Source organism: Ruegeria atlantica (assembly GCF_013032505.1).
Lineage (GTDB): Bacteria > Pseudomonadota > Alphaproteobacteria > Rhodobacterales > Rhodobacteraceae > Ruegeria > Ruegeria atlantica_F.
In genome coordinates this window covers 1-11,975 of the sequence record NZ_WQCG01000001.1, presented here as the reverse complement: position 1 = coordinate 11,975, position 11,975 = coordinate 1, and the positions used below count along the sequence as shown (strand labels likewise).

General features: G+C 57.4%; 12 protein-coding genes. 7 read left to right on the top strand and 5 right to left on the bottom strand.

The genetic code is table 11. The annotated features are described in order from the left end of the window. Positions 1-64: 64 nt before the first annotated feature. Together GOW92_RS00060 and GOW92_RS00055 are read right to left on the bottom strand one after the other, a co-directional pair. A complete protein-coding gene (locus GOW92_RS00060; RefSeq protein WP_170556884.1) occupies positions 65-478 on the bottom strand; it encodes a Fur family transcriptional regulator in 414 nt (137 codons plus the stop codon). A 71-nt stretch (positions 479-549) separates the two neighbouring features. Continuing rightward, on the bottom strand, positions 550-1,254 hold the full coding sequence (locus tag GOW92_RS00055; RefSeq protein WP_170556882.1) for an endonuclease/exonuclease/phosphatase family protein: 705 nt from the start codon (positions 1,252-1,254) through the stop codon (positions 550-552). 204 nt (positions 1,255-1,458) lie between these two features. Here GOW92_RS00055 and GOW92_RS00050 point away from each other — a divergent pair, with 204 nt between their 5' ends. Continuing rightward, the gene (locus tag GOW92_RS00050) at positions 1,459-2,346 is read left to right on the top strand and encodes a DMT family transporter (RefSeq protein ID WP_170556880.1); all 888 of its coding nucleotides are present in this window, start codon (positions 1,459-1,461) and stop codon (positions 2,344-2,346) included. An 86-nt stretch (positions 2,347-2,432) separates the two neighbouring features. Beyond that, positions 2,433-3,404, top strand: coding sequence for a cation transporter (locus GOW92_RS00045; protein ID WP_170556878.1), 972 nt, complete (start codon positions 2,433-2,435; stop codon positions 3,402-3,404). An 11-nt stretch (positions 3,405-3,415) separates the two neighbouring features. Here the strand turns inward: GOW92_RS00045 and GOW92_RS00040 are convergent, their stop codons facing one another. Next, the gene (locus GOW92_RS00040) at positions 3,416-4,834 is read right to left on the bottom strand and encodes a protein adenylyltransferase SelO (protein ID WP_170559269.1); all 1,419 of its coding nucleotides are present in this window, start codon (positions 4,832-4,834) and stop codon (positions 3,416-3,418) included. Between the two features lie 85 nt (positions 4,835-4,919). Here GOW92_RS00040 and GOW92_RS00035 point away from each other — a divergent pair, with 85 nt between their 5' ends. The 3 genes from GOW92_RS00035 to GOW92_RS00025 all read left to right on the top strand — a co-directional run bounded on the left by GOW92_RS00035 (position 4,920) and on the right by GOW92_RS00025 (position 7,380). Beyond that, complete coding sequence (locus tag GOW92_RS00035) at positions 4,920-5,342, top strand: cupin domain-containing protein (protein WP_170556876.1); 423 nt, start codon at positions 4,920-4,922, stop codon at positions 5,340-5,342. After that, entirely contained in the window at positions 5,343-6,245 is a 903-nt protein-coding gene (locus GOW92_RS00030; RefSeq protein WP_170556874.1) for a fatty acid desaturase, read from the top strand. 328 nt (positions 6,246-6,573) lie between these two features. Continuing rightward, positions 6,574-7,380: a class I SAM-dependent methyltransferase gene (locus GOW92_RS00025; RefSeq protein ID WP_170556872.1), complete on the top strand. Its 807-nt coding sequence runs from the start codon at positions 6,574-6,576 to the stop codon at positions 7,378-7,380. 176 nt (positions 7,381-7,556) lie between these two features. Here the strand turns inward: GOW92_RS00025 and GOW92_RS00020 are convergent, their stop codons facing one another. Next, positions 7,557-8,630, bottom strand: coding sequence for an anhydro-N-acetylmuramic acid kinase (locus GOW92_RS00020; protein ID WP_254452909.1), 1,074 nt, complete (start codon positions 8,628-8,630; stop codon positions 7,557-7,559). A 209-nt stretch (positions 8,631-8,839) separates the two neighbouring features. Here GOW92_RS00020 and GOW92_RS00015 point away from each other — a divergent pair, with 209 nt between their 5' ends. Together GOW92_RS00015 and tyrS are read left to right on the top strand one after the other, a co-directional pair. Beyond that, positions 8,840-10,108: an MFS transporter gene (locus GOW92_RS00015; protein WP_170556868.1), complete on the top strand. Its 1,269-nt coding sequence runs from the start codon at positions 8,840-8,842 to the stop codon at positions 10,106-10,108. A 92-nt stretch (positions 10,109-10,200) separates the two neighbouring features. Then, the gene (gene tyrS, locus GOW92_RS00010; RefSeq protein ID WP_170556866.1) at positions 10,201-11,454 is read left to right on the top strand and encodes a tyrosine--tRNA ligase; all 1,254 of its coding nucleotides are present in this window, start codon (positions 10,201-10,203) and stop codon (positions 11,452-11,454) included. An 80-nt stretch (positions 11,455-11,534) separates the two neighbouring features. Here the strand turns inward: tyrS and GOW92_RS00005 are convergent. After that, the coding region (locus tag GOW92_RS00005) for a hypothetical protein (protein ID WP_217356492.1) at positions 11,535-11,975 on the bottom strand (441 nt) is incomplete at its 5' end.

The following is an 11,975-nucleotide window of genomic DNA, read 5'->3' as shown; positions in this document are numbered from 1 at the left end:
GCAAGCCATATTGCGACATGTTTGATGAATTGCCGTGCGGCAACCAATCGCGTTTCGTGATGTATCAGTCCTGCTCCAGCGGCACGCCGTACAGTTCCAGACGATGCCCTTTCAGCTTATATCCCAGCTTGGCGGCGATTTTTTCTTGCAGGGCTTCGATCTCAGGGTCGACGAATTCGATCACTTCCCCCGACTGCATATCGATCAGATGGTCATGATGATCGCGTTCGGCATCTTCATAGCGCGCGCGCCCGTCACCGAATTCCAATCGTTCCAGAATCCCCGCCTCTTCGAACAGTTTCACGGTGCGATAGACGGTGGCAATGGAGATACCCGAATCCACCTTTGAGGCACGGGCATACAGCTCTTCTACATCCGGATGATCTTCGCTTTGCTGCAACACCTGCGCAATTGTGCGGCGCTGACCCGTCATGCGCAGACCTTTGGCTTCGCAACGGGCAATGATCGTGTCGGACATAGTGACCCTCAGAGTAGTTCGGATTTCTGTCTTAATACGTCTGCGCCGCTGGCGCTACAGGGGAATTGCACCTAAGCAACACGGCGAAGATCAGCCCAAATCGGCAAGTGATCCGATGCAATATGCGCAGGTCGCGCACTGTGGACACCATGCACTACCGCCTCAAGCCCCGCGCCCAGCGCGATCCGGTCCAGCGCACCCAGCGGCTGCGCAGCCGGGAAACTGGGAACCGGGGGCAAAAAACGCATGTCAGGCGCAAGGTGGTCGAGCACAGGTTGGCGAGACCATTCGTTGAAATCACCGGCCCAGACGGTGGGCATGTTGTCCAGATCCTCATCGCAGCGCCGGATGTGGTGAATCTGTTGCCGCCGGGATGCAGGCAGAAGACCCAGATGCATGCCCATGACACGAAGTGGACCGATCTGGGTATCAAACTCAACCCGAACAGCACCGCGAGGCTCCAGCCCCGGCAGGTCATGGTGACCTGTTTTGCGCACGTCGATTTTGTCTCCGCGCCAGATGACGGCATTGCCGTGCCATCCAAGGCTGCCTGCGCCGCCAAGATCAACAATCTGCCAGCCCGCCTCGTCCAGCATGAAATGGGGCAGAGCTGCGGGCCTCGGCGGCAACCTCTTGTCGGCTTCCTGCAGCACAACGATATCCGCCTGCATGCTGTCGATCACCTGCATGATGCGCTGAGGCTGGCGGCGAAAATCCAACCCAACGCATTTCTGGATGTTATAGCTTGCAATCCGAAGGGTAGATTGAGGCGACATAGGGTTCCAATCAAATGGTCGACCCCCAAAGTGCCATGCTGGTTGCGGGGTGCAACCCCAGTCTTTCTTAGGTCGATAGATTAACGCTGATTATCCTGGCCATTTGCCCGAAAATTCGGCAGACCGCGCCATCAGGAATGCCGCGCTTGATCCGCAAGGTGCTGATGTTCTATCCCGTTGAAACCTGTCCAATTGAGGCTTGAAGTGGTTTCCAGCAATACATTCTCGAGCAACCGCACCTGGCCAAGCATCGTACTGGTGATTGGCGGCATGATGTGGGGCCTTTACTGGATCCCCGTGCGTTTCTTCTTTGATCTGGGCCTGACCGGACCATGGCCGGGAATCGCGATGTACAGCATCGCGCTGCTGGTTCTGATTCCTTTCATTTGGAAAGAGCGGGTAACACTGGCTCTGCAATGGCGCGATCTTGTGCTCAGCGGGATGTTCACCGGAGCGGCTTTCAGCCTTTATTCCATCAGCCTTGTTTATACGGATGTTGTGCGGTCGATCCTGCTGTTCTACCTCACTCCGATCTGGAGCACGATCTTGGGCCGGGTTTTTCTGGGCGAACGCCTTAGCTTGGGGCGGCTTGCAGGCCTTGCTTGCGGTGTGGGCGGCCTCTTCGTTGTGCTGGGGGACTCGGGCGGTGTGCCGCTGCCCCGGAACACCGGCGACTGGATGGCGCTGGCCTCCGGCATGTGCTGGGCGCTGGGTACCTTAGGGCTGTACAGAACCAGCACGATCTCTGCTTCAGGTCAGGTCTTTGCTTTTGTCGCGGGCGCGCTGATCCTTTCGATGGTCAGCCTGACAGTCCTGCCTGCACCAGTATTGCCGACAATCGCGCAGGCCGATGTACTTTGGACCCTACAGTTTGTCCTGCTATCGGCCTTTTACACCTTACCCATGGTATTCATGACGATCTGGCCTGCGACCAAGCTGTCCCCTGCCCGCGTAGGTATTTTATTGATGAGCGAGGTTGTGGTCGGTCTGGCCTCGGCCGCTGCTTTCTCAGGCGAGCCGTTCGGTTTGCGCGAGCTGTTGGGCGCAATCCTAATCGTCAGCGCCGCCGTTTTGGAAATCGTACGGAACTAGGCAAAACCCGCTTTCGCAAGTGTTGGCCTATCCTGCTCAAACAGGTATCTGTTTGGGAGTTTGATGCCCTATCAGGACGTTACCAGATGTCGACGCCAAATGCAGAACGCAGAAAACAGCTTGAGGGTCGCTCTCTCATTATCGCTATGGCTGGCAACCTGTTCATGGGCGCGGCGGGAATTCTGGCCGGGGTCTTGTCCAACTCTAACGCAATCATGATGGATGGCCTGTATTCTCTTGTTGGTTTTGGATCGGCTTTCCTGGGTCGCCGCATCAGCCTTCGGATCGATGCGGGCCCCGACAAGCGGCGCCCATTTGGTTATGCGTCAGATGAGGCGATTTTTTCCACCTTCCGCTCTCTCTCGCTGTTGGGGCTGGTGCTGTTCGCCATCACGAATGCAGTCAAGAACATCTACAGCTATTACAATGGAATGATGCCCGAGCCGCTAATCTTCGGCCCGATGTTTATCTATTTTGCCGCTATCGGTCTGACCTGCGTGCTCTTGTGGGCGTTTCACTATTTCACCTGGCGGCAAACCGGCAAGACCAGCGCAATCCTGCGGTTGGAATCCAAGGCCGCGCTTTTCGATGGCCTGTTCACTGCCGCAGCCGGAATTGGTCTTGGCGCGATATATCTGTTCCGGGACGGTGCCTTGTCGTCAGTCGCACCCGTTGGGGATTCAATCATCGTTTTGTTCCTGTGCATTATGGCAATCAGTTCCTATGTGCGCGACTTTCGCGGCGGACTGGGTGAGCTTGCAAACGCCACCGCCAGCCCGGACCTTATCGCAGCCGCAAGGCGCGCCCTGCGTCCCGCAATCACTGAAGACGGTGGCGCATTGCGGGACATGTCCGTGATCAAGCAGGGTCGAACAATTCTGATCACCGTCTACTACGATCCTCAGCGTGCCATCACCGCCGATGAGGTCGACACCCTGAACCTGCGCATGGTGCGCGATGCACGCAGGGCAATCGACGGGGCGGACGTCTACCTGATGATTTCGCAATACGCGCGGCGCTGGCCAGACGAGATTAACCCCTATCGCGACGAGGTCTGAGTGTCAGCGTGTCAGGTGCCGCAGAACGTGGCATGCACCACTTCGCTCTCAGATGGGGGACGTTTCAGATCATCCGCGTCGGGCTGGTTCTCATACGGTTGCGACAGCACGTTGTTCAGTCTGTGAAAAGGCTGATAGTCGCCCTGAACGGCGGACTGGATCATTTGCTCAACCCGGTGATTGCGCGGAATGAAGACCGGGTTTGCTGCGGCCATTGTGATGGTCACGTCTTGCTCATGTTTCAGACGGGCATTCCAGCCTTCGGACCAGGCATCATACGCCGTAGGATCGGTGAACTGATCGCGTGCGGCCTCACTGCCCAGCGCACGGAACGTGTTGGTGAAATCTGCCTGGTTTTGCGCCATGCGTGTTAGCAAGTCCGAGATCAGTTCCAGATCGCCCTCTTGCCCGGCCACCAAACCGATCTTTGCGCGGAAGCGCTTCAACCAATTCTCTTGCAGCAGCGCAGGCATGGCATGCACGATCTCGGTCGCTTCTTCAACGGCGGTTTCCTTGTCATCCATTTGCTGAATCAGTGCTGTCGCCAGTTGTGCCACGTTCCAAACGGCAATGTCGGGCTGGTTGGAATAGGCATAGCGCCCCATCCGGTCAATCGAACTGTAGACCGTGTTCGGATGATAGCTGTCCATAAAGGCGCAAGGTCCATAGTCGATGGTCTCGCCCGCGATTGAGCAATTGTCAGTGTTCATCACCCCATGGATAAAGCCTACGCTCATCCATGCCGCGATCAGCCGCGATTGTGCTTCGACGACCGCACGCAACAGGCCCATCGGACCGTCCACATCCGGGTAGTGACGATCAATGGCGTATTCCGTCAGGCGGCGCAGGCTGTCCAGTTGGCCGCGCGCGGCGAAAACCTGGAATGTCCCGACCCGTAGATGGCTTTGCGCCACACGGGTCAGAACCGCACCGGGCATCGGCCCCTCGCGCAGTACAATCTCTCCGGTCTCAACTGCGGCCAGCGCGCGGGTTGTCGGGATGCCCAGCGCGTGCATTGCCTCGGACACCACGTATTCGCGCAACACTGGACCCAGCCATGCGCGGCCGTCCCCCTGACGACTGAACGGCGTTGGCCCGGACCCTTTCAGCTGGATGTCCCGGCGGAGACCATCTGTACCGATGGTTTCGCCCAGCAGAACGGCTCTGCCGTCCCCAAGCTGCGGATTATAGTTTCCGAACTGATGCCCGGAATAGAGCTGCGCAATTGGCTCTGCACCGTCGGGCAGCGTATTGCCGGCGAAGGCTTCGGCCATCTCTTGCACATCACCAGGTGTGACATTCAGGATTTGCGCCAAATCGGTGTTGAACGCGATCAGATGCGGCGCACGCACAGGGATAGGCGCCTGCCGCGCATAAAAGCTGTTGGGAAGGCGGGCGTAGCTGTTGTCAAACGGGATCGTCAGGGTCATGCGGCAAACATATTCCTTGCGCACACGAATACCATAGCGGATCGCACGATCACGTGCATAATCGGCCCCAATGACGAGAGGCCCAATGACCGCACAGCAGATCATCGACCACCTGAAACTGGAACGACACCCCGAAGGCGGCTGGTTCCGCGAAACCTGGCGCGCGGACAACGAGGGCCGCGCAACCGGAACCTGCATCTATTTCCTGCTGGCCGCTGGGGAAAGCAGCCACTGGCACCGCGTGGACGCGACCGAAATTTGGCTCTACCACTCCGGCGCCCCGCTGATCCTTTCGCTGAGCGCAACGGACGACGGCCCGGCCACCGACCACGTACTAAGCCCGGATCTGTCGCAAGGCGCACCGCAACTTATCGTACCCAAGAACCATTGGCAGGCGGCGCGCACCACCGGAGACTATACGCTGGTCAGCTGTACCGTTTCCCCAGGGTTCGAGTTCGACGGGTTCGAATTAGCCGAACCCGGGTTTGACATCGCTCGTGGCGAATGAATGGACCACCGCGCCCTCATAGCGTCGCTGCCACCTGAGGCCAAAGATCAGCTACAACAGCGCTCGGACGCAGCAGGTCTGCGGCACCTTCTGGGTTACCTGGCGCTGCTGTCCCTTACCGGTGCCAGTATTGCGTGGCGGGTTCCTCTTTGGCCACTTCTGATCGTGCCACAGGGTGTCCTACTGGTGTTTTTGTTTACGCTCAGCCACGAGTGCACCCACAAGACCCCGTTCAAGACTGGCTGGTTGAACGACGTTGTCGGGCACCTGGTGTCAATCCCAATCGCCCTACCCTTTACATGGTTTCGGTATTTTCACCTCGCACACCACAAATGGACAAACCACCCGGAAAAAGACCCTGAGCTTGGCGGTAAGCCACGACCGCAAGACCGGCTGAGCCTGCTGCTCTATCTGTCGGGCTGGCCTTACTGGAAAGGCATGGCACTTGTCCTGTTCCAAAATGCCTTTGGTAGCTTCGACGCCCCGTACCTACCTACGCGCCAACACACCGCCATGCGGGCTGAGGCACGTCTGCTGTTGATACTCTACGTGGTCGCAGCCCTAAGCTTGCTCCTGTCGCCGCTGCTCTTCTGGCTTTGGATTTTACCCGTTCTGGTGGGGCAACCATTCCTGCGCCTCTATCTGCTGGCGGAGCACGGCCTGTGTCCGCCAGTCGCCAACATGCTCGAGAACTCGCGAACCACATTCACCAACCGGATCGTGCGTTTTGTGGCCTGGAACATGCCCTACCACGCAGAGCATCACGCCTTTCCGAATGTCCCGTTCCACCAGCTTCCGGCCCTGCATCACTGGACACGGGCGCATCTGAAATCGACTTCGGACGGATACACCGAGTTTACAAGTGACTATGTGCGCAGCGTGAAGCACAGACCAATCAGCTAAGTATTTGTAGATCGGCTGCTTTGAGGCCACTTTGACCGATTCTGCTGCGCGCATCAAAGTTTCAGGGTTCTCACTGTAACGTTCCAAGAACAGTCTTTACAATGTGGGCCCATTGTCCGGACCTTTGGCACCACTGTTCCGGCTTTCTCGCAAATTTCGATCACCCAAAAGGCATAACCAGCCAAAAACTTGACAGGAATGACACAGCTTACCCACTATCAATAAGGAGCCTAGGCAAAGGCAATGTGCTAGTGGTTTTGGGGGATAGAACGAATTGTTTTAGCGATTACAGCGGCTTGTGAACGCTGATCGAAATTTGAGGACCAACATGATTTTATCCAAAGTGCGTGCCGGGTGGCTACGCTTTCAACAAATGTATCGGTTTTCTGATCGGTTCGAACGTTTCGAACTCATCGTAAACACGGCGCATATGTCTCCGATAGAGCGTCATGTGACAATGCACATGGCGACAAACCGCCATGCGGTTTACGCCATCAGCTATGCGCACTGGCGGGTCAAAAGGATTAACAAGATTCTGGAATTGTATGGCCAAGACTGGTTTGATGGAAAACGCGTATTGGAACTTGGCAGCGGGCTGAGCGACATTGGCGCGTTCTTCGCAGACCTCGGAGCCGATGTACTGTGTCTTGAAGGCCGGAATGAAACGGCACAGATGGCCCGACTCAAGCACCGAAGAGTTCCGAATTTAAAGGTCGAAGTATTTGATTTAGAGGAAGATTTCACCAAATTCGGCAAGTTTGACATGATCATTCATTTTGGCCTGTTGTACCACATCCCACAGGTCGAGGAGCATCTGGCACAGTGTTTTTCAATGACGCGCGAAGTCGTACTAGAAACCGTGGTTTGCGACAGTAATGACCCTATGCGAATTGAGCTGGTACCGGAGGAAAAGGACGTCATCGAAGAGGCCATGCATGGAATGGGTAGCCGTCCGTCGGCTGCTTTCGTCGAACGTATTGCCCGGGAAAACAAGTTCGAACCAACAATGATCGCGACACAGGACCTGAATGTGGGCGATCAGTTCGTGTACGACTGGAAATCGAAAAACGATGGCGACCTCGGCGGTTGGAGGAACAGAAGGTTCTGGCGAATGTCCTCGGAGGCTGATGGGTGAATTTGGACGTCGTCAGGGAGTTTCCGTCGAATTGTCCGAGGTATTCTGAATATCTACAAATCTGCTTCGCGATACTGGGTTTCAAGAAGAGTGCAAATTGACGCACTTGGAACGGTTAGACCTTTTTTTGGCACCGGCAGCTTCCTCCGCAAAGCGGCCTTTAGGCGAAACACTGTTTAGCCCTCAGCCCCATTCGCCACCGAACTCACAACCCCACCACCAACCAGCGCCTTCACACCCGTTGTTCCCGGACACGAGGTCGGCAGCCTGCGAGCGACGCGTGCCGCCAGATAGGCGAAGGCCTGCGCCTCAAGCATATCTCCGTCCAGACCAACGGCCTCGACCGGTTCGACCGGGCAGTCCAATGCAACGCGCAGCATCTCCATCAATACCGGGTTGTGTCTACCGCCGCCGGTGACCAACAGGCGCGAGGGTGGTTTGGGGCAGTGTTCCATCCCCTGCACCACGCCTGCTGCACACATGCCGGTAAGCGTGGCAACCGCGTCCGCATCGCTAAGCTCCTGCACCAGTTTGATCATCTCGGAAAAATCGTTCCGATCCAGTGATTTCGGCGGCATACGTGTGAAAAAAGGCTCAGACAGAAACAGCTCGAGCGCCCCCGTCTCGACAGTGCCGCCGCGCGCAACGGCTCCGTCGCGGTCCATCGGCAGGCCCAGACGCGCCTGCATCAAATCATCAACCGGTGCATTCGCGGGACCGGTATCGAAAGCCAACAACGCACCAGGGGCTTCGGGTCCATCGAAACTTGGATCCACATAAGTCAGGTTCCCGACACCGCCGAGGTTCAAAAAACACAGCGGCTGGGTTGCCTCGATCCACTTGGCGCATGCAAAGTGAAAGAACGGCGCTAGCGGAGCCCCCTCGCCCCCCATCGCCACATCATCGCTGCGGAAATCCCAGACAACCGGAACACCCAATGCCTGAGCCAGCCCTTTGCCGTCGCCCACCTGCAATGTCCCACGTCCGCGCGGTTCATGCGCAAGGGTTTGGCCATGCACGCCGATCAGGTCCACCTCATCGAATTCAGACAGTGCCTCGGCATGCGCCAATGTAACGAGTTCTGCCGCGGCATCCACGTCAGGCCCGTGCCATTGCCCCAGTGCGGCGCGCAGAACTGCGCGTTCTTCATCGGTGTAAGCGCGATACCCACTTGGACCAAAGTCGATAATCCGGTGTCCGTCCGTTTCGACGACCGCGGCATCCACCCCATCCATCGAAGTGCCGGACATCGCACCCAAAACCCTGATCGCACCTGTTCGTTTGATGGCCCGCCCCACGGTGATCTCTCCTGCCGAATTAGGTGTGTACCGTCATGGTTGATCGGCACAGCCCGTTTAACCTGCCCCTTCCGCCGAAGCTAAGGCAAGACGGTTCCCGCGAGGGTCGCGCTTTTTCCCGACAATTTGGTATAAGGAACACAAATTGGACTTAGTGGCATATGGCAGACACGTATTCGCAGAAACAACCCTCTGAAGGCCGGAACTATTTCCTGATCTTCTGGTCCGGTGCTCTGGCAACGATTGGGGGACAGCTGATCAATCCAAATCTGGTGCTTCCGTTCCTGTATCTGGCTTTGGGCGCGCCGACGTTCTTCGCGGGGATGCTTCTTCCCTTTGTCACCGGATCGCGCCTGATTGCCGAGATCTTTGTCTCGCCCTTCATCAACCGGGCGACCCGCGCCAAGCTGGCCGTGTATATACCGAATCTTTTGACCGCAGCAGTGCTGGCGGCGGTAGCGTTGTTCTCGACAAAGCTGCCCAGCGTGATGATTGTACTGCTGTTTCTGACCACAGCGACGGTTCTGGGTTTGTGCCAGGGTATTGCCAGTCTTGGTACCAGCCAGATCTACGGCATCTCTGTCCCCGAAGCGAAACGAAATCGGATGGTGTTTGCGCAGGCCACCATCTCGGGCATTTTGGCGATCATCGTCGTTCTGGTCACGCGCGACCTGCTGTCCGGGGATCAACCGATGCAGCGCCATATCGTCGTCCTGTGGTGCGGTGTGATCGCCATGTTCGCCGCGGGCGTTGCGTTCGCGGGCGTGCGGCTGCTTGAGGAAGAACAGCACGCCGAATTTCCAGAGCCAAAGACAAAACCCAAACCCCTTGCCGAATTGGCAACCGGATTCAAGACCGGCATGGCCTACTCGTGGTATCGCAAGTTTTTGTCGGCCCGGCTGATCTTTGTATCAGTCGAGTTGGCGATGCCATTCTATACAATCCATGCCGCGACGCTGCATATGGGGACCAAACATTCGCTCAGCTATTTTGTCATGGGGGCCAGCCTTGGACTGGTGATTGGCTCGCTTTTGTGGGGATGGCTCAGCAATCGTATTTCGGTCAAACCCGTTATGTGGCTGGGGTGCCTGATCGCTGCTATCTCGGCCCTGATGGCATTGGGTTTCACGTTCTTCGGTTACGCTCAGAATGTCTGGATCTACACACTGGTGATCCTGCTTTTGTCGCTCGGCGGAAACGGAGTGATCTATGGGCGCTATCTGTACCTTATTCAGATGAGCGTCGAAAAAGAGCGCCCATATCTTGTCGCGCTGGGGGATGTCAGCGCGGGGCTCGTCGGAATTGTCTTTGCCGCAATCCTCGGGGCTGTCGCGCATATGCACGATCCGATCACGCCGATCTTTGCACTGTTGGTGCTGAACCTGATCGCGATGATCTACGCCTTCCGCCTGCCGCCAGTCAAAAGCTGAAACACTCGCCGTTTTTCTTCGAAAAGGTGCCTTTTCCTTACTGAATGCGCCGCCTATACAGTGCCCCGCAACATCAACCCAAAGGGCACGATATGACCTACCACCCCAAATCGGATTTCATCGCCACGATGATCGAGCGCGGCTTTCTCGCCGACTGCACCGATTATCAGGGCCTTGACGAAGCGCTGATCAGTGGGTGCAAACCGGCCTATATCGGCTTTGATGCGACGGCCAAGTCGTTGCATGTGGGCAGCCTGATCCAGATCATGATGCTGCGGTGGTTCCAGAAAACCGGTCACCAGCCAATTACCCTTATGGGCGGCGGCACCACAAAGGTGGGCGACCCGTCGTTCCGCGCGGACGAACGCCCCTTGCTGGGCCCCGAACAGATCGACGAAAACATCGCCGGCATCAAAAAGGTGTTCTCAGCTTATATCGACTATGACAGCGACGCCGAAAACAAGGCGCTGATGCTGAACAATGCCGAATGGCTTGATGGCCTGAACTACCTCGATTTCCTACGCGATATCGGGCGCCATTTCTCGGTCAATCGGATGCTGGCGTTTGAATCGGTGAAATCGCGGTTGGATCGCGAGCAATCGTTGAGCTTCCTTGAATTCAACTACATGATCCTGCAGGCTTATGACTTCCTTGAGCTGAACCGCCGCTACGGCTGCGTGCTGCAAATGGGTGGTTCGGATCAGTGGGGCAACATCGTTAACGGTATCGACCTGACGCGTCGGGTGCTGGATCATGAGATCTACGGCCTGACGTCGCCCCTGTTGACCACCAGCGACGGCAAGAAGATGGGCAAGTCGCAGGATGGTGCGGTCTGGCTGAACGCAGAAATGCGCTCGCCTTACGAATTTTGGCAGTTCTGGCGCAATACGACCGACGCGGATGTTGGCCGTTTCCTGAAGCTTTACACCGAATTGTCCATAGATGAGTGTGAGCGTCTTGGCGCGCTGCAGGGGTCCGAAATCAACGAAGCCAAAATCCGCCTTGCTAACGAGGTCACCGCCCTGTTGCACGGAACTGAGGCTGCGGCCAATGCCGAAGCCACGGCGCGGGAAGTGTTCGAAAAAGGCGGCGTTGGGGATGATCTCCCGACCCTTACCCTCAGCGCGGATGAACTGGGTGACGGGATGTCCATCGTGCAGGTCATCGTGAAATCGGGTCTGGCAAAATCAGGCAAAGAGGCCAAACGCCTGATCGCAGAAAACGGTGCGAAACTGGATGACGCACCGCTAACTGATGCCGGGCTGATGATCGACGCGGGCGCACTGTCGTCGCCGATCAAGTTGAGCGCTGGTAAAAAGCGCCACGCGTTGGTTCAGCTGGGCTAGGCCACTCAATAGTTCAGAAAAAACAAAGGCCACCCGGTTGGGTGGCCTTTTTCCTTTGGCTGGCGCCAAAACGCCTGTTGTTAGCGCTCTTCCTTACCGCCGCCGTTGCTGCCGCCGTTGCCAGAACCACCGCCGCCGTGACCTTGGCCGTTATTGCTGCCGCCATTGCCAGTTCCGGGCCCAGAACCTCCGTTGTTTCCGCCGCCGTTACCAGAGTTACCAGCGTTGCCGTTCCCGTTTCCGGGCCCACCGTTGCTGCCGCCATTTCCGTGGCCACCGCCATGGCCGCCGCCATTATTGCCGCCGTTGCCATGGCCGCCGCCATTATTGCCGCCGTTGCCAGAGCCGCCGCCGCCGTTGCCAGAGCCGCCACCCTGACCATTATTGCCACCACCGTTTCCAGTTCCGGGTCCAGATCCGCCGTTGTTGCCACCGCCGTTACCCGGGTTGCCGGCATTGCCGTTGCCATTGCCGGGGCCATTGCCGCCGCCATTTCCGCCGCCGTTGCCGCCGCCATTTCC